At 68.6% G+C, this 23,435-nt stretch carries 22 protein-coding genes; 13 read left to right on the top strand and 9 right to left on the bottom strand.

What is annotated here, in order from left to right:
• Positions 1-19: 19 nt before the first annotated feature.
• From Sp245p_RS24365 to Sp245p_RS24350, 4 genes are read left to right on the top strand one after another with little or no spacing between them, the layout of a single operon-like run.
• A complete protein-coding gene (locus tag Sp245p_RS24365; protein WP_041813749.1) occupies positions 20-1,003 on the top strand; it encodes an ABC transporter permease in 984 nt (327 codons plus the stop codon).
• The gene (locus Sp245p_RS24360) at positions 1,000-1,956 is read left to right on the top strand and encodes an ABC transporter permease (protein WP_014198932.1); all 957 of its coding nucleotides are present in this window, start codon (positions 1,000-1,002) and stop codon (positions 1,954-1,956) included. The genes Sp245p_RS24365 and Sp245p_RS24360 overlap by 4 nt, the downstream gene beginning before the upstream one ends.
• Positions 1,953-2,948: an ABC transporter ATP-binding protein gene (locus Sp245p_RS24355; RefSeq protein ID WP_041813752.1), complete on the top strand. Its 996-nt coding sequence runs from the start codon at positions 1,953-1,955 to the stop codon at positions 2,946-2,948. The genes Sp245p_RS24360 and Sp245p_RS24355 overlap by 4 nt, the downstream gene beginning before the upstream one ends.
• Positions 2,945-3,892, top strand: coding sequence for an ABC transporter ATP-binding protein (locus Sp245p_RS24350; RefSeq protein ID WP_041813754.1), 948 nt, complete (start codon positions 2,945-2,947; stop codon positions 3,890-3,892). Before Sp245p_RS24355 ends, Sp245p_RS24350 begins: the two co-directional genes overlap by 4 nt.
• Before the next feature lie 141 nt (positions 3,893-4,033).
• Here the strand turns inward: Sp245p_RS24350 and Sp245p_RS35910 are convergent, their stop codons facing one another.
• Both Sp245p_RS35910 and Sp245p_RS24340 read right to left on the bottom strand, forming a co-directional pair.
• Positions 4,034-6,574, bottom strand: coding sequence for an AMP-binding protein (locus Sp245p_RS35910; protein ID WP_014198933.1), 2,541 nt, complete (start codon positions 6,572-6,574; stop codon positions 4,034-4,036).
• A 9-nt stretch (positions 6,575-6,583) separates the two neighbouring features.
• A complete protein-coding gene (locus Sp245p_RS24340; RefSeq protein WP_014198934.1) occupies positions 6,584-8,068 on the bottom strand; it encodes an aminotransferase class I/II-fold pyridoxal phosphate-dependent enzyme in 1,485 nt (494 codons plus the stop codon).
• 342 nt (positions 8,069-8,410) lie between these two features.
• On the opposite strand from Sp245p_RS24340, the gene Sp245p_RS24335 reads away from it, so the two are divergent.
• Positions 8,411-9,349, top strand: a complete 939-nt coding sequence (locus Sp245p_RS24335; RefSeq protein WP_014198936.1) for a LysR family transcriptional regulator — start codon at positions 8,411-8,413, stop codon at positions 9,347-9,349.
• A 23-nt stretch (positions 9,350-9,372) separates the two neighbouring features.
• Here Sp245p_RS24335 and Sp245p_RS24330 read toward each other — a convergent pair whose 3' ends face one another.
• The gene (locus Sp245p_RS24330; protein WP_014198937.1) at positions 9,373-9,975 is read right to left on the bottom strand and encodes a cysteine hydrolase family protein; all 603 of its coding nucleotides are present in this window, start codon (positions 9,973-9,975) and stop codon (positions 9,373-9,375) included.
• 84 nt (positions 9,976-10,059) lie between these two features.
• Here Sp245p_RS24330 and Sp245p_RS24325 point away from each other — a divergent pair, with 84 nt between their 5' ends.
• Positions 10,060-10,974 carry a LysR family transcriptional regulator gene (locus tag Sp245p_RS24325; protein ID WP_109138968.1) on the top strand — a complete coding sequence of 305 codons (915 nt, stop codon included), beginning with the start codon at positions 10,060-10,062 and terminating at the stop codon, positions 10,972-10,974.
• Between the two features lie 8 nt (positions 10,975-10,982).
• Here Sp245p_RS24325 and Sp245p_RS24320 read toward each other — a convergent pair whose 3' ends face one another.
• Positions 10,983-11,219, bottom strand: a complete 237-nt coding sequence (locus Sp245p_RS24320) for a helix-turn-helix domain-containing protein (protein WP_014198939.1) — start codon at positions 11,217-11,219, stop codon at positions 10,983-10,985.
• 763 nt (positions 11,220-11,982) lie between these two features.
• On the opposite strand from Sp245p_RS24320, the gene Sp245p_RS24315 reads away from it, so the two are divergent.
• On the top strand, positions 11,983-13,101 hold the full coding sequence (locus Sp245p_RS24315) for an HD-GYP domain-containing protein (protein ID WP_014198941.1): 1,119 nt from the start codon (positions 11,983-11,985) through the stop codon (positions 13,099-13,101).
• A 45-nt stretch (positions 13,102-13,146) separates the two neighbouring features.
• Here the strand turns inward: Sp245p_RS24315 and Sp245p_RS24310 are convergent, their stop codons facing one another.
• Complete coding sequence (locus tag Sp245p_RS24310) at positions 13,147-14,409, bottom strand: sensor histidine kinase (protein ID WP_014198942.1); 1,263 nt, start codon at positions 14,407-14,409, stop codon at positions 13,147-13,149.
• Between the two features lie 332 nt (positions 14,410-14,741).
• Here Sp245p_RS24310 and Sp245p_RS24305 point away from each other — a divergent pair, with 332 nt between their 5' ends.
• The 6 genes from Sp245p_RS24305 to Sp245p_RS24280 all read left to right on the top strand — a co-directional run bounded on the left by Sp245p_RS24305 (position 14,742) and on the right by Sp245p_RS24280 (position 18,118).
• Positions 14,742-14,909 (top strand): hypothetical protein, encoded by a 168-nt coding sequence (locus Sp245p_RS24305; protein WP_186466856.1) that lies wholly within the window; start codon positions 14,742-14,744, stop codon positions 14,907-14,909.
• Between the two features lie 165 nt (positions 14,910-15,074).
• Positions 15,075-15,299, top strand: a complete 225-nt coding sequence (locus Sp245p_RS24300; protein ID WP_244947860.1) for a hypothetical protein — start codon at positions 15,075-15,077, stop codon at positions 15,297-15,299.
• Between the two features lie 96 nt (positions 15,300-15,395).
• A complete protein-coding gene (locus tag Sp245p_RS24295) occupies positions 15,396-15,584 on the top strand; it encodes a hypothetical protein (protein WP_129557220.1) in 189 nt (62 codons plus the stop codon).
• 127 nt (positions 15,585-15,711) lie between these two features.
• Complete coding sequence (nirK, locus tag Sp245p_RS24290; RefSeq protein WP_014198947.1) at positions 15,712-16,776, top strand: copper-containing nitrite reductase; 1,065 nt, start codon at positions 15,712-15,714, stop codon at positions 16,774-16,776.
• A gap of 146 nt (positions 16,777-16,922) precedes the next feature.
• A complete protein-coding gene (locus Sp245p_RS24285) occupies positions 16,923-17,549 on the top strand; it encodes an FmdE family protein (RefSeq protein WP_014198948.1) in 627 nt (208 codons plus the stop codon).
• 23 nt (positions 17,550-17,572) lie between these two features.
• Positions 17,573-18,118 (top strand): hemerythrin domain-containing protein, encoded by a 546-nt coding sequence (locus Sp245p_RS24280; protein WP_014198949.1) that lies wholly within the window; start codon positions 17,573-17,575, stop codon positions 18,116-18,118.
• Positions 18,119-18,545: 427 nt separating this feature from the next.
• Here Sp245p_RS24280 and Sp245p_RS24275 read toward each other — a convergent pair whose 3' ends face one another.
• The 4 genes from Sp245p_RS24275 to Sp245p_RS24260 all read right to left on the bottom strand — a co-directional run bounded on the left by Sp245p_RS24275 (position 18,546) and on the right by Sp245p_RS24260 (position 23,428).
• On the bottom strand, positions 18,546-20,084 hold the full coding sequence (locus Sp245p_RS24275) for an AMP-binding protein (RefSeq protein ID WP_014198951.1): 1,539 nt from the start codon (positions 20,082-20,084) through the stop codon (positions 18,546-18,548).
• A 60-nt stretch (positions 20,085-20,144) separates the two neighbouring features.
• Positions 20,145-21,125 (bottom strand): quinone oxidoreductase family protein, encoded by a 981-nt coding sequence (locus Sp245p_RS24270; protein ID WP_014198952.1) that lies wholly within the window; start codon positions 21,123-21,125, stop codon positions 20,145-20,147.
• 173 nt (positions 21,126-21,298) lie between these two features.
• Positions 21,299-22,198, bottom strand: coding sequence for a 3-hydroxyisobutyrate dehydrogenase (gene mmsB / locus Sp245p_RS24265; RefSeq protein WP_014198953.1), 900 nt, complete (start codon positions 22,196-22,198; stop codon positions 21,299-21,301).
• Between the two features lie 30 nt (positions 22,199-22,228).
• Positions 22,229-23,428 (bottom strand): ABC transporter substrate-binding protein, encoded by a 1,200-nt coding sequence (locus Sp245p_RS24260; RefSeq protein WP_014198954.1) that lies wholly within the window; start codon positions 23,426-23,428, stop codon positions 22,229-22,231.
• Positions 23,429-23,435: the final 7 nt, after the last annotated feature.

Genomic DNA, 23,435 nt, shown 5'->3' with positions numbered 1-23,435 from the left:
GCGCCCGATGACCGGAACGATGGCCGGTTGGCTGGTGCGACGGTCGGCGCAGGCCGCCCTTGTGGTCCTGGCGATGACGGTGATCGTCTTCGTCGGCCTTCACGTCGCGGGCAACCCGGTGGACATCCTGGTCCCGCCCGAGGCCGACGCGGCGGAGCGGGCGCGCATCGCCGCGTCCTTTGGCTTGGATCAGCCGCTGTGGCGGCAGTATCTGCTGTTCGTTGGGCGCGCGCTCCAGGGCGATCTGGGGCGCAGCTTCATCTACAACCAGCCGGCCCTGACGCTGGTCGTCGAGCGGCTGCCGGCGACGCTGGAGCTGTCGCTGGCCGCCCTGGTCCTGGCCGCCGGGCTGGGGATCGGCCTTGGCCTCTACGCCGGGCTGCGCCCGCGCGCGGCGGCGGCGCGTCTCATCATGGCGGGCAGCGTGGTCGGGCTGAGCCTGCCCGGCTTCTGGGTCGGGCTGATGCTGGTGATCGGCTTCTCGGTGCGGCTCGGCTGGCTGCCCAGCTCGGGGCGGGGGGAGACGGTGGCGGTGCTGGGGGTGGGCTCGTCCTTCCTGACCGCCGACGGGCTGGCCCATCTGATCCTGCCCGCCGCCAACCTCGCCTTGTTCAAGCTGGCGCTCATCCTGCGGCTGACCCGCGCCGGGGTGCGGGAGGTGGTGCATCTCGATTACGTCCGCTTCGCCCGTGCGCGGGGGTTGGCCCCGTCGCGGGTGGTCGGCGTGCACATCCTGCGCACCATCCTGATTCCCATCGTTACGGTGATCGGGCTGGAATTCTGTTCCACCGTCGCCTTCTCCATGGTGACCGAGAGCATCTTCGCCTGGCCCGGCATGGGGCGGCTGATGGTGGAGAGCATCCATGTGCTCGACCGGCCGGTGATCGTCGCCTATCTGGTCGCGGTGGTCCTGCTGTTCGTCGCGGTGAACCTGCTGGCCGACATCCTCTACCGGCTGCTCGACCCGCGCGTCGGCACCGCCGGGGCGGAGGGCGGAGCATGAGCAGCCTCGCCGAAGAGGGTCCACCGTCCGCCCCGGCGCTTGCCGCGCCCGAATCTTCCCCGTCGCCGTCCTTATCACCCATGCGCGTCCTGTGGCGCGATTTCGCCGCCTCGCGGGTGGCGCTGGGCAGCCTCACCGTCGTCCTGCTGCTGGTGGCCGCCGCCGCTCTGGCGCCCTGGATCGCGCCGCAGAATCCCTTTGACCTGACCCAGCTCGACCTGCTCGACGGGCGGTTGCCGCCGGGGGCGGAAGGGGCGCTGGTCGGCACCTACTGGCTGGGTACCGACGACCAGGGGCGCGACATGTTGTCGGCCATCCTGTTCGGGCTGCGGCTGAGCCTGCTGGTCGGCATCGGCTCGGCGGTGGTCGCCGGCGCGCTCGGCACGCTGGTCGGGCTGGCCGCCGCCCAGTCCAGAGCCCAGGCGGGCGGGCACGCCGACACGGCGCTGATGCGGCTGGCCGACCTGCAACTGTCCTGCCCATCCATCCTGATCGCACTGATGGTGATCGCCTTCCTCGGGCGCGGCACCGGCAACGTGCTGCTGGCGTTGGTGCTGGTCGAATGGGCCTATTACGCCCGCGCCGCCCGCTCGGCGGCGCTGGTGGAGCTGAAGGCGGAGTATGTGGAGGCGGCGCGCGGACTCGTCCTGCCCTCCTGGTGGATTCTGCTGCGCCACGTCCTGCCGAACTGCCTGCCGTCGCTGGTGGTGATCGCCACGACCCAGGTCGCCCGCGCCATTGCGCTGGAGGCGACGCTGAGCTTCCTCGGCCTCGGCGTGCCGGTGACGGAACCGTCGCTCGGCCTGCTGATCGCCAACGGGCGGCAGTATGTGCTGTCCGGGGAGACCTGGATCAGCCTTTACCCCGGCGTGGCGCTCCTGCTGCTGATGGCCGCGATCAATCTGGCCGGCGACCGCTTCCGCGACGCCCTCAATCCAAGGCTCGGCCAATGACCGCCACCCTTCCGTTGCTGGAGGTGCGCGGCCTGCGCACCGAGCTGCCCGCGCGCCAGGGCGCGCTGAACGTGCCCCTGAACGTGCTGGACGGGGTGAGTTTCTCCCTCGGGCGCGGGCGCATCCTGGGTCTGGTCGGCGAGTCCGGGTCGGGCAAGTCGGCCACCGCCTTTTCCATCATGGGGCTGCTCGACCCGCCGGCGCGGGTGGCCGGCGGATCGATCCGCTTCGCCGGACGGGAGCTGGCCGGCCTGCCGGAGCGGGAGCTGCGCCGCCTGCGCGGCAACCGCATCGCCATGATCTTCCAGGACCCGATGATGACGCTGAATCCCGTGCTGACCATCGGCGCCCAGATCGTCGAGACCGTGCTGGCCCACGCCCGCGTCGGCCGGGCCGAGGCGCGGCGGCGGGCGCGCGACGCGCTGGGCCGGGTCGGCGTGCCGGGGCCGGAGGAGCGGCTGGACGCCCACCCCCACGAGCTGTCCGGCGGCCTGCGCCAACGGGTGGCGATCGCCATCGCGCTGCTTCACGAGCCGGACCTGATCATCGCCGACGAGCCGACCACCGCGCTTGACGCCACCATCCAGGCGCAGATCCTGCGGGAGATCCGCGGGCTTGTGGAAGGAGGGCGGACGGCGGTGCTGTGGATCACCCACGACCTGTCGGTGGCCGAACAGCTCTCGGACGAGATCGCCGTGATGTACGCGGGCCGCATCGTCGAGCAGGCCCCGGCGGCGGAGTTGCTGTCCCGCCCGGCGCACCCCTACACCGCTGGGCTGCTCGCCAGCCTGCCGCGGGAGCCGCGGGGCAGCCGGCTGACGCCGATCCCCGGCCTGCCGCCGACGCTGTCCGGACGCCCGGCGGGCTGCGCCTTCCGACCGCGTTGCGCCGCCGCCATGCCGGCCTGCGCCGCCGCCCCCCCCTGGCAGGGGCGGACGGACGGGCGGGGCGGCGTGCGCTGCCTGGATCCCGGTCCGGAGGCGCCGCGATGAGCCCGCCCTTGGCCGAACTGCGCGGCGTCTCGCGGCTGTTCCCCATTCCGGGGTGGCGGGGCGCCGTCCTGCGCGCCGTGGACGGGGTGGACTTGGCGGTGCGGCGGGGGGAACTCGTCGGGCTGGTCGGGGAGTCGGGCTGCGGGAAATCGACCGTGGCGCGGATCGCCACCGGGCTCCTGCCGCCCAGCGCCGGCCGCGTGCTGATCGACGGGCAGGACGCCGCCGAACGGCCCGCCGCCGAGGCGCGGGCCGCCCGGCTGCGCGTGCAGATGGTCTTCCAGAACCCCCACGCCAGCCTGAACCCGCGCTTCACCGTCGAGGAGATCGTCGGCGAGGCGGTGCGCCACCACCGGCTGGTGCCGCGCGCCGCGCTGGCCGAGCATGTGGCGGCGCAGCTTCTGCGCGTCGGCCTCGACCCGGCGCTGCGCCACCACCACCCTCACCGCTTCAGCGGCGGGCAGCGCCAGCGCATCGGCATCGCCCGCGCGCTCGCCGTGCGGCCCGACCTGCTGGTCTGCGACGAGCCGGTGACCGCGCTCGACGTGTCGGTGCGCGCCGGCATCCTCAACCTGTTTCTCGACCTGCGCGACCGGGACGGTCTGGCGATCCTGTTCATCAGCCACGACCTGTCGGTGGTCGGCCACATCTGCGACCGGGTGGTGGTCATGTATCTCGGCCGCGTGGTCGAGGAGGGGCCGGTGGACGCCCTGTTCGAGCGCCCGCGCCACCCCTACACCCAGGCCCTGCTGGCCGATTCCCGAAGCGCCCTGCCGGAGGGAACCGTGCCGGTGCGCGGCGAGGCGCCGTCCCTGGCGGAGCGCCCCGCCGGCTGCCCCTTCCACCCGCGCTGCCCCATGGCGCGGCCCGATTGCCGGCGGGAGGTTCCGGTATTGCGCGGGGTGGGGGAGGGGCATCGGGTGGCCTGTCTGCTGGCGGGGTGAGCGGTTCGAGCGGGTGGAGTGGTTGCCCCCACCCTTCCCACGGCTTCGCCGCGGGCCCCTTCCCTCCCCCGCTTCGCAGGAGAGGGAGCCTCAATTCCCTCCCCTGCGTCAGCGGGGGAGGGTTAGGGAGGGGGCAAGGATCTACCGCCCCCCGGCACCGACCGGAACCGGCGTCAGCGCGCCACCGCCGCCAACCGCCCGCTCCGTCCGGCGGAAGCGGAAGAGACCGCGGCTGTTCAGGTTGTTGACGATCAGCGCGCCGATGGTCAGGCTGGCACCGGCCAGCTCGACGTCCCCGAACGCCCGCCCCTGGGCCAGCCCGATGGCAAAGGCGGTGATCGGCACGAGGTTGATGAACAGCACCCCGTTCACCGGCCCCAGCAGCTTGATGCCGATGTTCCAGCTGAACACCGCCAGAACCGCCGCGATCAGCACCAGATAGGCGATCTCCGCCCGCACCGACCACACCGTCTCCAGCGACGGCACGGCGACGAGCCCCGCCGCGGTGGCCAGCGCCGTCACGGCGGCGATGGTGACGGTGCCCAGCGCCGCGCTGACCGTCGTGTAGCGCAGCGGCGACCAGCCCGGCACCGTGGCCGCGCCCAGCGTGTAGACGACCCAGCTCGCCGCCCCGCCGAGGATCAGCAGGTCGGGCAGCAGCGCGCCGCCGTCCAGCGCCGACAGGCTGCCCCGCGTCACCACCAGGGCCACCCCGGCCAGCGCCGCGGCGATGCACAGGAAGGTCACCCGGTTCGGCCGCACCCCCCTGATGGCCCAGGTCAGCAGCGCCGTGATCAGCGGCATCAGCGCCATGATGATCGCGCCATGCTCCGCCTTGGAATGGGCCAGCCCGACGAAGGCCAGGATGCTGAAGCCGGCGAAGCCCATGGAGCCGTAGAAGAACAGCTTGCCGCCGTGGCCCTCCGTCGCCAGCGCCCGCCAGCCCTCCACCCGGACCAGGATGCCGATCAGGATCAGCGAGGCGAAGCCGTAGCGCAGCAGCGTCAGGTAGAAGCCGTCGATGCTCGCCAACGCCGCCTTGGCCACCGGGAACATGCCACCCCAGGAGATGGCGGTCAGCGCCAGCAGCGCGATGCCCAGCAGCACGCCGTCCACCGTTCCGCCGGTTCGCGCCTTCGCCGCGGGCTTGCCGGTCGCCGGCCTGGCGGCCTCCTCCCCGGCGCGGCCGATGGCCTCCTCCAGCGCCGCCGCACGGACCTTGCCGGACGGGCTGTAGGGAATCTGGTCGAGCGGTTCGAAGCGCGCCAGGGCGATCCGCTCGCGCCGCAGGATCTCGGCGGCGCGGGTCCGCACCTCGTCGGCGGCTCCGGCCCCGGCGGACGCCTTCAGCACCACCGCGCAGTCCACCGCCACCGGCCCGGCCCCGGCCCGGCGCAGCAGCGCCACGTCCTCCACCCCGCGGATGTGGCGGATGGCGTTCTCCAGCGCGTAGAGGTTCACGCTGTCCGCCCCCTGCGAGCGGTTGAGCAGATAGAGCCGCCCGTCCTCGTCCAGATAGCCGGCCTCCGACGTGATCAGGTAGCGCTCCCCGTCGATCTGCACCCGGTTGGCCGGGGCGCCGAGGTAGGTGTCCATGTTCATGTAGCTGGCGATGGCCACCGACCCGACGATTCCCGCCGGCACCGGCTTGCGCTCCGGGTCGAGGATCAGGATGCGGTTGCCATCATAGACGCGCCCGACGCTGGCCGGGTGGGTCAGCAGGTCCCCCGGCTCGGCGATGGTGTTCACGCCGGTCTCGGTGGTGCCGTAATACTCGTAGACGACCGGCCCCAGCACCTGGAGCGCCTCCTGCTTAGCCGGGGCGGGGAAATGCTTGCCGCCGACCAGCACGAAGCGGAGCTGGTTGGGCGTGACGCGCGCCCGGCCGCGGGCGACCTCGCGCAGCACCCCCGACAGGATCGGTGGGGTCATGGTGCTGGAGGTGATCCACTCCCGGCGGATCAGCTCGGCGGTCTCCAGCGGATCGTCGGGCGGAGCCAGCACGAGCGTCGCGCCGAGCTGGAGGAACAGCCGCGCCCAACCGCCGCCCGCCGCGTGGTAGAGCGGGATGGTGGCGAGGTGCCGGTCGGCGGAGGAGAAGCCGTAGCGCGCCGTGAAGTAGGCGAAGCGCCGCGCGTCGAAGGAAGCGGTGCGGATCACCGGCTTCGGCGTGCCGGAGGTGCCGGAGGTGAAGGAGATGGCGCGGAACGGCCGGGCCGGGGCGTTCGGCGTCCGCCGCCCGGCGGCCAGCCCGGCGAAGGCGGCGTAGGGCGTGGCGCCGGGCAGCCGGCTGTCGAGATCGACCACCGCACGGCCCGCCGCCAGCGTGCGGACGTTGATGCCGCGGTCGGCCAGGAAGCCGGAGGAGACGATGAGCAGGTCGGCCTCGATGCGCTCCAGCAGCTCCGTCAGGGCGGCCGGCGACAGGGAGTAGTCGAGCCCGCACAGCGTCGTCTTCAGCGTGGCGGCGGCCGAGGCGGCGACCACCAGTTCCGCGCGGTTGTGCGACAGGAAGGCGACGGTGCGCAGCTCGTCCAGCGCGACGGCGCCGGCCAGCCCTTCCGCCGCGTCGCGCACGGCGTCGGCATACTGGCGCCAGCTCAGGGTTTCGGAACCGGCGACGATGGCCGCCAGATCGGCGCGCGAGGCGGCGATTTCCTCGATTCGGGACAGGGGAATCATGGTCGTCTCTCAGCGTGGGCGGTGTTCGATGGTGTAGATGCGGGCGCCGGCGGAGCGGATCGCTTCGATCCGGCGCAGCGTGTCGCCGCCGATCTCCTCGCCGGGGACGATGATCGGCACGCCCGGCGGGTAGGGGATGATGAAGGAGGTCGACACCCGCCGTTCCCCGGCCTGATCCGCGTCGGGCGACAGCTCGCGCTGGATCGCGCGCAGGGCGTCGAGCAGGGCCGCCACCTCCTCCTCGCCGATGCCGATGTGCAGGTTCAGCAGCAGCGAGGTCCGGGTGCAGCGGTTCACGTAGAGGCCGTGCCGGCTGTACAGCCGCTCGCGCAGCTCCGGCGCGTCGATGGGCAGGCCGGACACCTTCAGCGACAGCTTGGTCGGATCGATGGCGGCGTGGCCGGCGAAGGCGTCCGGCACGGCCGGGGCGTTGACCGAAAAGGCGCTCAACCCCGGATCGCCGGCCACCGTCTCGCTCACCCGCCGGGCGAGCCGCAGCGAGCGTTCGACCAAGTCCCGCCCCTCCAGCTCCATCTGCGCGCGGGCGAGGTCGAGCGAGGCGAGGATCGGGTAGCTGGGCGAGGTGGTGTGGTGGCGGTAGCGGCCGAGCCGCAGCCGCTCCGCCAGCTCCGGATCGCCGCTGAAATGGATCAGCGACCCCTGGCGCAGCGCGCTCAGCGACTTGTGGGCGGAGTGGGTGGCGACGACGGTGAAGCGCTCCAGCGCCGGGTCGGCGGCGCGGGCGTGCAGGGCGGTGCGGCCGCGCGTCGCCTCGTGGAAATAGCTCCAGGCACCCCACGCCTCGTCCACGAAGACGGTGGTCAGCGACGGGCTGGCCTCCGCCAGCGCGGTGAGGATGGCCCGGATGTCGTAGACGACGCCGTCGTAGGACTGGCCGTTCAGCACCAGAAGCTCGTAGGGCGCGCCCGCGCGCTCCGCCGCCGCGGCCTGCTCCAGAAGGGCGGGCAGGGACAGGGCGGCGCGTTCGGAATGCTCGCAGAAGACGCGCGGCTCGATGTAGTCCACCGCCGCGTGCTTGTCGGACAGGGCGAAATGGATCGACTGGTGGGTGCCCTTGTCGGCCAGCACCCGGACGTCGGGGCGGGCGATCAGGGCCTCCAGCGCGATCAGGTTGGCGGTCGTCGTCCCGGCGGTGATGAACAGCGTGCCCGTCGCCCCGAAGGCGCGGGCCGCCAGCTCCTCCGCGCGGGCCAGCGAGCGGTGCGGGAAGAAGAAGCTGTCCAGCGGCGGGGCGGTGATCGTCGCCTCGCTGAACAGGCCGCGCCCGAACAGGGCGTCGTAGGCATCGGCGAAGGCCGACTCCCGGATGGAGCCGCGCCGGCTGACCGGCAGCGCGTGGAACGATGCCCGGGTGGCCCCGGCCGCTGTCAGCAGGGCGTCGGCGAGCGGTGTTTCCGGGATGACCGGAGGCTCGGAGAAATCTCGAGTCGCGGAATCCTGATTTGGCAGGCGTTGGTCGGCAGGGTCTGACATAGCGGACTCGCTCTTGGTGGCGGCCTTCGTTGGGAAGGCGCTCGCATGAAACACTGATCCTGCATGTTGTTCAGAATAATTTGCGCAGTGATCAAGTAGACAATTCGATCGAAGCCCCGTCTTCTGTCCAATAAATAATTCTGAGCCTCAGCATCGGCGAAATTAATGGGCAATTCGATCCATACGAATGTACCCGCAAATAAATATAAAAATGATTTGGCCGGTACGGCCGGCTCGAACACTTGATATGTTCGCAATATCAATTGTCATTGGAGAGTGTAAATTATTATTAACGGCGTCTTTTGGTTTAATTTTGTACGGTGACACTTGCGGTGTCGTATAATGCGCGCCCCGGCGGCCGTGCCGGGAGAGGGCAAGCCGGACGGCGGAACGCTCATGGACCTGCACCATCTGAAGACCTTCGCGATCGTGGCGCGCGAGGGCAGCCTGACCCGAAGCGCACAGATCCTGCTGCTCAGCCAGCCGGCGGTCAGCGGCCACATCAAGCTGCTGGAGGAGGAGCTTGGCACCGTGCTGTTCGAGCGCACGGCCAAGGGCATGCAGTTGACCCGCGCGGGGCTGATCCTGCTGGAGGAGGCGGAGCGCACGCTCGACGCCGCCAAGACGCTGGTCAACCGCGCCCGCGGCCTGCAGGGCGACGCCGCCGGGCCGCTCGCCCTGGGCATCGCCAGCGATCCGGCGGCGTTGCGGCTGGGGACTCTGCTGTCCACCCTCCTGGCGTCCCATCCGCGTTTGCGCCTGCGGGTGTCGCACCACCTGTCCGCCGACGTGGTGGATCAGGTGCAGGACGGGCGCCTGGACGCCGGCTTCGTTCTGGAGGAGCGGCCCGACCGGACGTTGCGTCATCTGCCGGTGGCGCCGGTGCGGCTGCGCGTCGTCGGGCCGGCGGCGTGGCGGGACCGGCTGGCGGGGGCGGGCTGGAGCGATCTGGCCGCTCTGCCCTGGGTCGGCACGCCGCCGCGCTGCAGCTTCCACCTGATCGCCGCGCGGGCCTTCGCCCGGAACGGCGTCACCCCCGGCACGATCATCGAGGTCGACCAGGAAAGCGCCCTGAAGGGGCTGGTCACGGAGGGACTGGGCCTCGCCCTGCTGCGCGAGGAGCAGGCGCTGGCGGCGGCGACGGCGGGGGAGGTCGCGCTGTGGCCCGGCGAGGCCCTGCGCAGCCACCTGCATCTGATCCTGCCGCAGGACAAGGAGGGGGAGCCGGCGCTCCAGGCCCTGCAGGCGGCGGTACGGGCCGTATGGCAGGAGCCACCATGACCCGCGCCCGCCGCCCGATGCCCTTACCCCCAGGCGCGGCTGTCCTTGACGATCACGGCGAAGCGGTCGGCCAGGGCGGCGAGGTTGGCACGGTGCAGCGCCTCGGCCGGGATCACGCCGCCGGCCCCGTCGGGGAGGTCTCGGGTGGCGCTGGCCGCGTCCACCACGGTGGTCCTCCAGCCGAGGTCGAGGGCGGCGCGGACGGTGCTGCTGACGCACATGTGGGTCTGGAAGCCGGCGACGATCAGCTCCTTGCGCCCGGTGGCGCGGATCAGGGCGTCCAGCTCCGTCCCGGCGAAGGCGTTGGGCAGGTGCTTCACCACCACCGTCTCGCCGTCCAGAGGGATCAGCGGGGCGACGATGCCGGACAGCGGGCCTTCCGGGTTGAACAGGGCACCGCCGGGCTTGCCGTGGTGGACGATGTGGAAGACCGGGGTCCCGGCCTTGCGCGCCCGCTCCAGCAGGCGCGCGGCCTCGGTCACTGCGGCCTCCACCCCGACCAGGGGAAGGGCGCCCTCGGTGTATTCGCGCTGGGCGTCGATCAGCACCAGCGCCGCGGAGTCGAGGGGGCTCGGCGTGGCGGGGGCTCCGGCGAGGGCGAGCAGGGTCTTCGGCGTGGCGCTCATGACGGTTGCGGCTCCGGAAAAGGGATGGGTCGGGATGCAGTGTGCCCTGTGTGCTTTTGGCCCGACATTCGATAGGTTTGCGCAATGACTGTTCATAAACAGACAGGCACCCCGAAGCAGATGGGCACCCTGAATTGGGACGATCTGCGCATCTTCCTGGAGCTGGCCCGCACCGGCAGCCTGTCGGCGGCGGCGCGCGCGCTGCGCATCAGCCACGCGACGGTCGGGCGCCGGGTCGCGGCGCTGGAGGAGGGGCTGGGCCGCAGTCTGGTGGATCGGCGGGCCGACGGTTACAGCCTGACCGCCGACGGCGAGGCGGTCTTCGCCCTGGCCGACGGGATGGACGAGCGGGCGCTGGCCATCCTGCGCCAGGTGTCGAGCCAGGACGGGCGGGAGGCCGGGCTGACCGGCACCGTCCGGCTGACCACCACCCAGGCGCTGGCCGACCGTTTCCTGATGCCGCGGCTGGGGCCGTTCCGCGCCCGCCATCCGGGGATCGACCTGGAGGTGACGGTGGACAACCGCTCGCTCAGCCTCGCGCGGCGGGAGGCCGACATCGCCATCCGGCTTGCCCGGCCGCAGCGCGGCGACCTGATCGCGCGGCGGCTCGCCACCATGGGCTACGGCCTGTTCGCCGTCGCCGGGGCTCCCGACACGGTGATCGGCTACGACGAGGCGCTGGCCGAGCTGCCGGAGGCGGTCTGGCTGGCCCGCCATATGGCCGGGCGCCGTGTCGCCTTCCGCTCCAACAGCCTGCAGACCCAGCTCGCGGCGGCGAAGGCGGGATTCGGGGTGGCGCTGCTGCCCTTCTGGCTGACGGCGGGGGAACCGGATCTGGTGCCGGTGCCCTGCGACGCCCCGCTGCTGGAGCGCGAGGCTTGGCTGGTGCTGCACCCGGACCTGCGCGACGTGCCGCGGGTGCGGGCGGTGATCGAGCATCTGGTCGCGCTGTTCACGGCGGAATTCGCCGCCACCGCCGCCACCGCGACGGCAAGCTGAGCGGGCGGCTACTCCCGCGGCGCGCCGGTCTTTGGAGGTCCTTCCGGGCGCGGCGCGAAGAAGTCGGACAATTCGACGGGGAAGCTGTCGAGGATCTTCTTCAGCGACGCGACGGACGGGCTGGTCTTCTCCTTCTCGATCAACGAGATCAGGGCGTTGCTGATGCCGGCCCGGCGCGCCAGGGCGCGCTGCGACAGGCCGTGCGCCTCGCGCAGATCCTGCAACTTTCTTCCGATGTCGAGCATGCTGGATACACCCGGCTGGCGATGGAAACGGAAGGCTGTGCCGCAAGGATAGGCGATCCCGCTCCCGTCTTCCATAGAAAGTGTGATTTCTGGATAAACAACACTATTTTACCGTTTTTATTGGCCTGATCCTGCACGCTGTCGAGGATCAATCCGCTGTCCGGCCCTGCCAGCCGGACGCTGTCGGTCGGTCCGACGCCCTCCGCCCTTTCGCTCTCCACCCTACCGCCAAACGCGCGGCGCAGCCCGACACAGCCGCTTCGGAGCGATCACCGGAACCAGCGTGCCCAGCACCAGCAGAACGGCAAGCGCCACCACCTGGGGGGCGCTGTCGCCGGGTTGGTTGGAACCGCATCGGGTTCGGCAAAAGCCATCCTGGTCGCATCACGCCGCTGTGGCAACGCCTTCGGTTTGAGCACGGCAAGGGCACGCCGATCGGCCGTGCCGCCAAGCGCTTTCCGGAAACAAAGGAGTCCAGCCTTCAACCTCTGGTCCGGTTCCATAACCCTCTGCACATATTTGTTGAGGGATTTGACGCAAATCAACGCCAACGAATGCCCTTGAAGGTGACGGTCGTCCCATGGAGTTCCGCGTCTTCAGGCGCCCCGTTACACACATGCAGTGAAAAGATAGCGCGATACACCCATTGCTGGCTCGGCGAATAGTTGCCTTATAGCTTACACCATCCAGGAGTTGTTCTTTGAACCAGGTACGGCAAGTGAGAGCAGGCAGTCTCGCCTGCGGGTTCGGCGAAGATCCTTGGATGGAGCAGAGCGGAGGCCTTGAGGAACGGCTCAAGTCGTTGCATGACGAGATCCGCGAATGGCCGGGATTGGAGCATCTGCACCGGATCGCCGTGGCGACCTACGATGCCCGGGGTGAGCGGGTCCGGACGTTCGTCCACAGCAACGTCGGCCCACGGCCCCTCGATCCCCTCTCCGGCAGGCTGTGCGATTATCCTCTTCTGCAGACGGTCGCCGAGACGGGACGCCCGTGGATTGACAACGCGATCACGTCGGCCCCCGGTTCCACCGGCCCGGGAGGCCGGTTGCTCAAGCAGGGCTTCCGCTCACGCTACGTGAGCCGTATTCACTGGCAGGGCGATCTCTATGGCTTCCTTTTCTTGAACTCAAGGAAGGAGGGCTTCTTCACCGAATCCATCGTGTCGGCACTCATCCCGTATCGGCGGGTCATCGGCGTGCTCGTCGCGTCGGAGATGACCAGCACGCGCGCCATGCTGGCGGCTGTGCACACGGCGCTCGAGGTCAGCCACTACCGTGACGAGGAGACCGGTGCTCATCTCAACCGCATGAGCCGCTACGCCCAGCTTGTCGCAGCGGGAATCGCATCGAAGCACGGCCTGTCTGACGAGTTCATCGAGTACGTGCTCCAGTACGCCCCCCTGCACGATGTCGGCAAGGTGGCGGTGCCGGACAGCATCCTGCTGAAGCCCGGCAAGCTGTCGCCGGACGAGTTCGAGGTCATGAAAACGCACGTGACCAAGGGCTTGGACATCATCAACGCGATGATTCACGACCACGGCCTTGGTGCCCTGCCGCACGCCGCCATTTTGCGCAATGTGGTGGCCTGTCACCATGAGGCCTTTGACGGCTCCGGCTATCCCAACGGCCTTTCCGGCGCGGCCATTCCATTGGAAGCCCGCATTGTCGCGGTCGCCGACGTGTTCGACGCGCTGACGTCGGAGCGTCCCTACAAGGGAGCGTGGACGAACGAGGCCGCGGCGGCTTTCCTCCGGGAGCAGGCGGGCCGGAAGTTCGATCCGGATTGCGTCGCGGCGCTGCTCACGGACATGAGCGCCATCGCGGCCATCCAGCAGCAGTTCCGCGATACCCCCTCGAACGGGCTCGTGGCCGGCCGCTGACGCCGGCCGCGGTGTCCCCTCGGGCGAGGGCTCTCGCTCACCCGCCTATGGACGTGCGACGGAACCAGCCAATGGCAGGGCGACGCTGATCGTTGTTCCCGCCCCTGGGCGGGACTCCACCGTGATCGGATAGCCGAGGTGATCCGCCAGCGTCTTCACGATGAACAGGCCAAGGCCCAGGCCAACGACCTCATTTCCGGCTTCGATGCGGTAGAACTCTTCGAAAATGTCGGCCAGGGAACTCTCCGGGATGCCTCGGCCGGTATCGCAGACGTCGAGCCACACCCTGTCATCGGCAGTGCGGCACACGATCCGGATTTCCCCGTGGTCGGTGTATTTGATGGCGTTGTCGACGAGGTTGTGAAGGATGCGCGACGCAATCAGCCGGTCCGTGCGCACCGTCACCCCGCTGCCACTCCCTTCCATGCGCCAGTCGAGCCCCTTGGCTTCGGCGGCCAGCTGGAACGTCGCCGTGGCGTGCGTCATCAGATCGTCCAATGGGACGTCTTCGATCCGGACGGCGATCGTGCCGTCGTCCATCCCCACCAGATCCTGCACGCCATCCATCAGTCGCTTCACCACGCCCAGGCAGTGCTTCATCGTCGACACGTAGATTTCCCCGCGGGGTGTGACCCGGGACGACAGGGCGTGGGTGGCGAGGGTCAGGGCATGGACCGGTTGGCGCAGGTCATGGCTCAACGTCGCAAGGAGCCGGGTGCGCGCCGCGTTGGCCCGCCCCACTTCCCTGGCCTGTGCCCGTGCGGCTTCGGCCGCCTCCTGCAACGATTCAAGCAGGCGGACGTTCGACAGCGCCAGGGCGGCCGATCGGGCGATTGCCAGCAGGAGGGTGACGGTGCCCGCGTCGGGCGTGTGCCGCGTCGCCCAATACGCACCGATGGCGGCGATGGGATCAGGCGCGCCGACCGGCACCATCACGAGGCTCCGCACGAAGGTGGGGCGATAGGCTTCGTGTGGAATGCGCGGATCGGCGTAGATGTCCGGAATGACCGCCGGTTGTCCGGTCAGCATGGCCCAGCCCGAGATGCACGTGCCCATGGGAAACCGCTGCCCCTTCCACAGCGGACTGATCGCGTCCTCCTCGACGTAATGGCACAGGTCGCCGTCGCGCAGCACGATGGTGACGCCGTCGGCGCCGGTCAGGCGGCGCGCGGCCGTCCGGAGGATGGAAACCACGGCCGGCAGGTCACGGGCGAAGAACAGGCGCTCGTTGAGATCGATGATCGCGGTCAGATGGTCGGCGTCGCGCAGGGCGGACGGTTGCAGGGCATCGGTGTCGGCAGCGGGCATCAGCCACGGTTCCCAGGCGGTTCGTCACACCAAGAGTCCTTGGCGTGAAGAAGCGGACGAGCGCTTCGTAGACCGAAATATAGCGCATGGAAGCCGCCTCCGCAGCAGGAACTACAGCGCCGTCGGCTGCCGATGCCTGTGCGATCGCAACCTTTGGAGGTCGGCCCGGTTCCGGGGAAACTGCCGGAACCGGTTGAATTGGCGGAGGGTTGAATCGCCATGGCAGCACGGAGACAATTCATGGCGAAGGCTCTCAGCAACCGAACCATCGACATCGTCAGGGCCACGGTTCCCGCTCTGGGCGCGACTGCGATGAACGAGGTTTCATCAGCATGGATTGGATCGTGACCAACACGCCGACGCAGGAGGCGGCCTGCTGTCTGTGTGGCCCTCGACCGTTCCTGCGCGCTATGGTCGGTGGCCTCGCCGGCCGGGGCGTGCCATTGGGCAACATCCAGTACGAGTTTTTCGGCCCAACGGATGAATTGCTTGCCGCATGAGTTTGCAAGGCGTGCGCCGGTTCATTCCAAGGGCACTTCAAAGGCGCGGCGCATTTCCGTCGTTTTCTTGCCGTCAGGCGCATTGGTTTGCAGGGAGTCAAAAGCATGCCTCGAAGTACACGGCGCTTTGCTTTCTTGCGAAAGCATAATCTGGTGGCGTTCCTCTTGACCCACCTCGCGATCGGGGTGGTGGCCGGGGTTGTCGTTTGTCTCGGCCTTCTCGCGCTGGATGTCGCCAGCCTCCGTACACTGCTCCTTGGCTCCGAATACTGGCTGATCGGTTTCATCCTGCTCTTCGGCTCGGTGTGCGGAACGTTCGGTGGTGTGGCGATGGCTGTCGCCGTGATGAATCTGGGCGACTGGTCCGATCATCCGGATCGGGATTACTGACACGCCTCTGGCGTCGCCAGGAGCCGACCACCGTGTAGTCGGCGACCATCGGGCGCCTCAACAGGTCTCGGCTTGGCGGAGAACGACGACGCGGTCATGAATGCGAAGCTGCGCCTCGATGCAGCCTTTGGCGAAGGCGTCGCCGTGACAGCATCCCTGGGCATTCGCTGGGTTGGTCGCCGCCCCGGCTGTGGCGGCAGGCGGGACGTGGTGTTTCGCAACTCTCTGCAAGCCATACGCCCCGGTCACTTCCTCACTCTCACAGGCAGTTTATTGAAATTGTGACAAAAACAAGCAAAATACAAAAAGTCAGAGCGTTTCTCTTTGTTCAAATTCTTGACGGTCGTCAAGTAATTGGGGTGTGAAATCTGGGACGTTGGTTTCGGAAGCAACACTCGCCCTGGATTGCATCATGAAAACCAAGACCTTCCTCGCCACCGTCAGCGCCGCCGCCCTCATCGCCCTGTCGGGGATCGGCGCCGCATCGGCCACCACGCTGTACGCCGAACCGAAGGTCAAGGAGCCGGCGGTCGACATTGTCCAAGACCCCGCGGCGGTCCCGGCGCCGGAAGCGGCGGGCAAGCGCGCCCCCAAGACCCACAACGTCGTGCTGACCACGACCGAGGTCGAAGCCAGACTGGATGACGGCACGACCTACACCTACTGGACGTTCAACAACAAGGTCCCCGGCCCGATGGTCCGCGTCCGTGTCGGCGACACGGTGAACGTGTCCATGACGAACGCGCCCGGATCGATCATGAACCATTCCATTGATTTCCACGCGGCCACCGGTTTCCTTGGCGGCGGACAGATCACCCAGGCGGAGCCGGGCCAGACCAAGGAATTCTCGTTCAAGGCGATGGCGCCGGGCGTCTACGTCTATCACTGCGCCACGCCGATGGTCGCCCAGCACATCGCCAAGGGCATGTTCGGCCTGATTGTGGTGGAGCCCGAAGGCGGCCTGCCGAAGGTCGACAAGGAATTCTATGTGATGCAGCAGGAAATCTACGCCACCAAGGCGAAGAACCTGCCGGCCGCGGAGGACGACTATGACGGCTTGGTCAACGAGAAGCCCGGCTATCTGGTGTTCAACGGCGCCGTGGGTGGGCTGGTGAAGGACAAGCCGCTGAAGGCCAGTGTGGGCGAAACCGTGCGCATCTGGTTCGGTGTCGGCGGGCCGAACTTCACCTCGTCGTTCCATGTCATCGGCGAGATCTTCGATCGCGTCCACAACCTGGGTGACCTGGACACGCCGCCGCTGAAAAACGTGCAGACGGTCTCGGTGGCGCCCGGCGGGGCGACGATGGTGGAGTTCAAGGTCGACTATCCGGGCAAGTACGCCTTGGTCGACCACGCTCTGAGCCGCGCCACCAAGGGGCTCATCGGCATTCTGGAGGTCGATGGCAAGGCGGACGACAGCATCATCCTCGACAAGAGCGGCGACTCCCGCAAGCAGCTCGGCGAGATGAAGCATTGATCCTACCCCGGTGGGATGCTCACGGGGAGGGTGGGGGTGAGACCCTGCCTTCCTCCGTTGGGCATTTCCCGTTTGCCGCCGGTGCTTGGCCGTTCCGTTTGCGCGAGGACAAAGAGGCTCTTGCATCATCGTGGCACGATCCGGTCATGACCTTTCCATCCTTCTATGATGCGGCGCCGCGGCTCGTCGTGTTCGATCCGCTCAGCGCGTTCCTCGGCGCGGCCGAGGACGGCCTGCTTGAGTACGGCTATGCCGATGCGGTGCGGCTGGCCGGCCATTCCTGCCCGACCGTCGCGGGCGCTTACCTGATGACCGTACGGTCACTGGAACGTCTGTATCCCGATGAGGTGCCCGAGCGCGGGGCCGTCGCGGTGTCTGTTCGCGAGGCCGCCGACGACGGTGTGGCCGGCGTGATGGCAAGCGTCGCCACGCTGCTGACCGGAGCGACGGAAAACACCGGCTTCAAGGGCATCGCTGGACGCTTCGACCGCCGGAACCTCCTGTCCTTCGGTGTCGGCATTCAAGGGACGATGGCCTTCGTCCGCATGGACACGGGAGCGGGCGTGCAGGCGACGCTCGACAGCGGCGTCGTGCCGGTCGATCCGGCGATGCCCGGCCTTCTTCAGCGCCTGTTGTCCCAAGCGGCATCCCCGGACGAAGCGGCACAGTTCCGCATCCTGTGGCAAAAGCGGGTCCGGCGCATGCTGGTGGACCACGCCAGCGATCCTCGGCTGGTCAGGCTTGCCGCCTGGAATGGCCGACCCGACGCGTGACCTCCTTTCAAACGGCTTCGAACATGCACACCGACAGCAAGACCGGCCAACTCCTGCACGACGATCATCACCGGACCATCGACCTTCTGAACGCGTTCGAAGCCTACCTGGAGCGCACCGGGGAGGACGACATCCCGCATCTCGACGCGGACGGTCGCGGTCTGCTCGCCACCATCGGCAAGGAACTGGGCCAGGACCTCGAACGGCATTTCCTCCTGGAAGAGCAGTGGCTCTTCCCGCCCATCGCCGCCGCCGGCGCTTACGAGATGACGGCCGACCTGTCGACCGACCATGAAGCCCTGCGCCCGCTCGTCCGTCGGATCGCCCGGCTGTGCGCCCTGGCTCTGCGTGAGGGGTTCGATGAGGAAAGCTGGCCGGTCTTCCGCCATGTCGGGCAGCAGCTGATCGAGGGCCTCGTTCTGCACATTCAAAAGGAAGAGACCGCACTGCTCGGCGCCGTCGACGCCGTGCTCACGCCGGCACAGGACGTCGCCCTTGCACGGGCTTACCGCCATGGGGACGAGGCGCTTGGCGGCGTGGATGAACACGCATCATCGCCGCAGGTTTAGGTTCAGCAGCGGGTCGGTCGCGGCCAACGTGCGCCGGTGTTCCGAGCCGCATCAAGCCGGATTCATCGGCTCGGTGGGCGGGACGGGGGTGTCCTCAGGTTCCGCCGGCGCGGCGGGCACGGGCTCGTCCTCCTCGTCCGGAAGGCGACCGAGGCAGGACCCGTCGGGGCGCGCGAAGGGTGACGAGGGCCGGGGTGCGGACCGCTGGGGCTTCATGGTGCTTTCTCCTTTCCCGTCAGAACATCGTTCACGCCGCTTCGTCGCGACGGCATGAAAGTGAACCGCTTCGGATTTTCCGGAGGCCATTTGGTCTGGGTCAGGCCGCCACGGCCCGAGGCTATCGACAACGGCATCAGCGGAGCCTCGGGGATCGCTTGGCGTCGCCGGCGCGGTTCGCTACGGCCCTTTGCCGTCGTGCACCGACACCTCAACCGGTTGCGTCTCGCTTCCTGAACACGTCCTTGTGCTGCGAACTGAGTTCGTTCTTTAAGATCTTTCCCATGGCGTTCCGGGGCAGGGCATCCTGGACGATCACGGCCTTGGGCAGCTTGTATCCGGCGAGTTCGCGCGCCGCCTGTGCGAGAATGGAGGCCGGATCGAGCGGCTCGCTGCCCGGTCGGCGCTCGACGACGGCCACCACGCCCTCGCCGAAATCGGGGTGGGGAACGCCGAAGACCGCGGTCTCGCCCACCCCCTCGATGCGATTGAGCACGATCTCGACCTCGCGCGGATAGACATTGTAGCCGCCGGAAATGATGAGTTCCTTCGCGCGGCTGACCAGCGTGAGACGGCCGTCCGGGGCGGCGCGCGCCAGATCTCCCGTCATGAAGAAGCCGTCCGGCCGGAATTCCGCCGCCGTTTTCTCCGGCATCCGCCAATAGCCCTTGAACACGTTCGGACCGCGCAGTTCGAGGCCGCCGACCGTGCCCGCAGGCTGCGGCTGTCCGGTGGCGTTCACAACCCGGACCTCCAGCCCGGGCAGGGGGTAGCCGACCGTGCCGGGCAGACGCTCGCCGTCGAGGGGGTTGGAGGCGATGATCGTGGTTTCCGTCATGCCGTAGCGTTCAAGGATCCGATGGCCCGTGCGGGCCTCGAACGCCTCGAAGATTTCCCGTGACAGAGGAGCCGAGCCACAGGTGAACAGGCGCATGCTCCCGCACCGCTCCCGTGCGAGCCGCGGATCGGCCAGGAGGCGCGTGTAGAGCGTCGGGACCCCCATGAACACGGTGCTGTTCGGCAGATGCTCGATCGCGGCGTCGGCCGTGAATTTGGGAAGGAAAACACAGGACGCGCCCGCATACAGCATCGAGTTCAAGGCGATGAACAGGCCGTGTGCGTGGAAAATGGGCAGTGCATGCAGCAGCACATCGGCTTCGGAGATGCCCCAAAGCGCGTTCAGCGTGCGGGTGCCAAAGGCCAGATTGCCGTGGGAGATCATGGCGCCCTTGGGGCGCCCCGTCGTTCCGGAGGTGTAGAGGATCGCCGCCACATCGTCGGGGCCGACCTCGGCGACACGCTCCCAGGGCGGCCGTCCACGGCACGCCTCCATCACCGTTCCTTCGCCGTCCGGATCGAGCGTGAAGGTTCGGCACCCGGCCGGCGGCACCAGATCGCCGACGACCGGAGTCTGTCCGACGAACACCGTGGGTTCCGCGTCGTCGAGAAAGTAGCGCAGTTCGGCCAGCGTGTAGGCCGTGTTGAGTGGCAGGTAGACCGCCCCGAGTTGCAGGACGGCGAGATAAAGACACACCGCCTCGGGCGACTTCGCCACCTGCACGGCGACCCGGTTTCCCGGACCGACGCCGGCCTCGTGAAGGACATGCGCCATGCGTCCGGCGGTCCGCCGCAGGTCCGCGTAGGTCCATGTCCGTTCCGTGTCGGTTCGCCCCGTGTCGGTTCGCAGGGCCACCCGCGCGTCGGACGCCGCTCCGGGTTTCAAAAGCAGGCTGTAGAGATTGTGCGTCATTCCGGTGTTCCTGTCGCCGCGATGCGGGCCATGTGATTCCGAGGCGGAGGACGATTCGCTTCAGGGAATGAGCACGATCGATCCCGTCGTGCGGCGGGCTTCCAGGTCGCGGTGCACCGATGCGGCGTCGGTGAGCGGCGCCCGGTGGGCGATGCCGACCTGGACCCGGCCCGAGGCCAGGGCCTCGAACAGCCCGCCGGCCAGGGTCTCGATGTCGTCGCGGCTGCGGGTGACCGTGGCCAGCGTCGGCTTGGCGAGGAAGATCGAGCCCTTTTGCGCCAGCATGCTGATATCCAAGGGCGGCACCGGGCCGCTCGCCTGCCCGAAGCTGACCATCAGGCCGAAGGGCTTCAGACAGTCCAGCGACGCCATGAAGGTGTCCTGCCCGACGGAATCATAGACCACGTCGACACCGCGACCGTCGGTGATGTCGCGGACGCGCGCGGCGAAATCCTCCTCGCGGTAGAGGATGACGTGATCGCAGCCGGCGCACCGGGCGACGGCCGCCTTTTCCGGCGAGCCGACCGTGCCGATCACCGTCGCTCCCAAAGCGTGCGCCCACTGGCACAGCATCTGGCCGACGCCGCCCGCCGCGGCGTGCACGAGAAGGGTTTCCCCCGCCTTGACCGGGTGAACGCGATGCAGCAGATACTGCGCCGTCGTCCCCTTGACCATCGCGGCGGCGGCCACCTCGTCCGACACCGTGTCCGGCAGTTTCACCAGGCGGTGCGTGGGAACGATGCGCCGCTCGGCGTAGGCGCCGAGCAGCATCCAATAGGCGACGCGGTCGCCGGGCGCCACATCGGTGACGCCGGGGCCGACCGCCTCGACGACGCCGGCGCCCTCCACGCCCAGCACGGCCGGCCGCGGGATCGCGTACTGCCCGGAGAGGGCCGAGCGGTGATAGGTGTCGATGAGGTTGACGCCGATCGCCGTGTGGCGGACCAGGGCCTCCCCCGGGCCGGGCGGCGGCACGGCCACCTCCTCCCAGACCAGGGCTTCGGGACCACCGGGCTGGTGGACGCGGATCGCATGAACCATGCTCGGTTTTCCTTTCATTCAATCAAGCGCAAAGCCTGACACGTCAGGCTTTGCGCTTGCCCTCAGACGGCGGGCGCGGCCGTCCGGCCGCTTGCCTTCGCAGGCATGAGCCTGCGGGGCCGCCGTCGCGGCCCTTACCGTCGAGGGTAAGTCAGGACTTACGCTCGACGGCATCACGCCGATGTCAGCCGTCCGGTGATCAGGGCGAAGACGGCGCTGAAATCCTTGTTTCCGTGACCGTGCTCCACAAGCATCTGGTAGAGCGCGGCGGCGCTGCCGGCGAGCGGCGTGGCCGCGCCGCTGGTGGCGGCCGCGTTCTGGGACAGGCGCATGTCCTTCAGCATCATCGCCGCCGCGAAGCCCGGCTGGTAGTCGCGGTTGGCCGGCGATGCCGGAACCGGCCCCGGAACCGGGCAATAGCTCTGCAAGGCCCAGCAATTGCCCGAGGACACGGTCATGACATCGTAGACCGTCTGGTGGTCGAGCCCGAGCTTCTCGGCCAGGGCGAACACCTCGCTGATGGCGACCATGCTCATGCCCGCCATCATGTTGTTGCAGATCTTCAGGGCCACGCCGTTCCCGGATGCGCCGACATGGAAGATCTTGGGTCCCATGGCGGTCAGCACGGGACGGGCGCGCTCGAAGCCCTCGGCGGTGCCGCCGACCATGAAGGTCAGGGTCCCGGCCTGCGCCGCCGGGACCGCGCCGGACACCGGGGCGTCCACCATGACGAAACCGGCATCGGCCGCCGCCTTGCTGACCGCCCGCGCGCTCTCCACGTCGATGGTGGAGCAGTCGATCAGCATCGTGCCCGGACGGGCGTGCGCCAGCACGCCGCCCTCATCCTCGTAAGCGGCCCGCACATGCTTTCCCGTCGGGATCATGCTGATGACGGTGTCGGCATCGGCCAGCGCTTCGGCCAGCGTGGAAGCCACGCGGCCGCCGGCGGCGGCGTAGGCGTCGCGCGCCGCGGGCACGACGTCGTACCCGACGACGTCGTGCCCGGCCTTGGTCAGGTTATCGCACATGGGACGGCCCATGTTGCCGAGTCCGATGAAAGCAATCCGCGCCATGATTTTCCTCCGGAAGAGTCTCTCAGTGGGTCACTTCTTGACCAGGGAGCATTTGCTTTCGCTCAAGGGGATCGCCGCCTGATCACCGGGGATGGTGCGCTGGACCTTGTAGTAATCCCAGGGTCCCTTGGACTCGGCCGGAGTCTTGACCTCGATCAGGTACATGTCGCGGATGACCCGGCCGTCCTCGCGGACCTTGCCGCCCTTGGTGATGAGATCGTCGACCGGAAGTTCCCGCATCTTGGCGGCGACCACGGTGCCGTCGTCGGTGCCGGCCGCCTGCATCGCCTTGAGATAGTGCGTCACCGCCGAGTACACGCCGGCCTGGACCATGTTGGGCTTGCGCTTCATGCGCGCCTCGAAGCGCTCACCCAGCTTGCGGCTGCCCTCGTCGCGATCCCAGTAGTAGGCCGTGGTCGCGATCAGCCCCTTGGCGTTTTCAAGGCCGAGCGCGTGCACGTCGCTGATCAGGACGGCCAGCCCGACGAGCTTCTGGCCGCTGCTGGTGATGCCGAACTCCGCCGCCTGCTTGACCGCGTTGGTGGTGTCCGTCCCGCCGTTGGCGAGCCCGATGATCGCGGCCTTGGACGCCTGCGCCTGAAGAAGGAAGGACGAGAAATCGCTGTTGCCGAGCGGGTGCCTGACCTGCCCCAGTACCTTGCCGCCGTTCTCCTTGACCGTCCTGTCGATGTCGGCGGCCATCTGATGACCGAAGGCATAGTCGGCGGTCAGCATGAACCAGTCCTTGCCGCCGTCCTGGACCACGGCACGGGCGGTTCCGACCGCCTGGGAATAGGTGTCCCACATCCAGTGGAAGCCGTTGGGCGAGCAGTCTTCGTTGGTGAGGCGCGTCGTCCCCGGACCGGTGGCCAGGGTGATCTTCCCGCGTTCGCGGGCGAGGTTCTGGACCCCGAGGGCGATGGCCGAATTGGTCAGGTCGGCGATGGCATGAACGCCCTGGGTGTCGAACCATTCGCGGGCCTTCGCCAGCCCGATGTCGGGCTTGTTCTGGTGGTCCGCCGACAGGATCTCGATCTTCTTGCCCAGAACCTGGCCGCCGAAATCCTCGACGGCCAGTCTCGCCGCCTCGACCGAACCGGCGCCGCCGAATTCGCTGTACAGGCCCGACTGATCGTTCAGAACGCCGATCCGGATGACCTCGGCGGCCTGGGCCGTTCCGGCCGCCAAGGTCGTCGTGGCCAGAAGCGCGGCGATGAAGGACGTACGCATTCTTGTT

This window comes from Azospirillum baldaniorum (assembly GCF_003119195.2).
GTDB classification, from domain to species: Bacteria; Pseudomonadota; Alphaproteobacteria; order Azospirillales; family Azospirillaceae; genus Azospirillum; species Azospirillum baldaniorum.
Note: the sequence above shows the minus strand (reverse complement) of the source record. Positions and strands in the feature narration are given on the sequence as shown.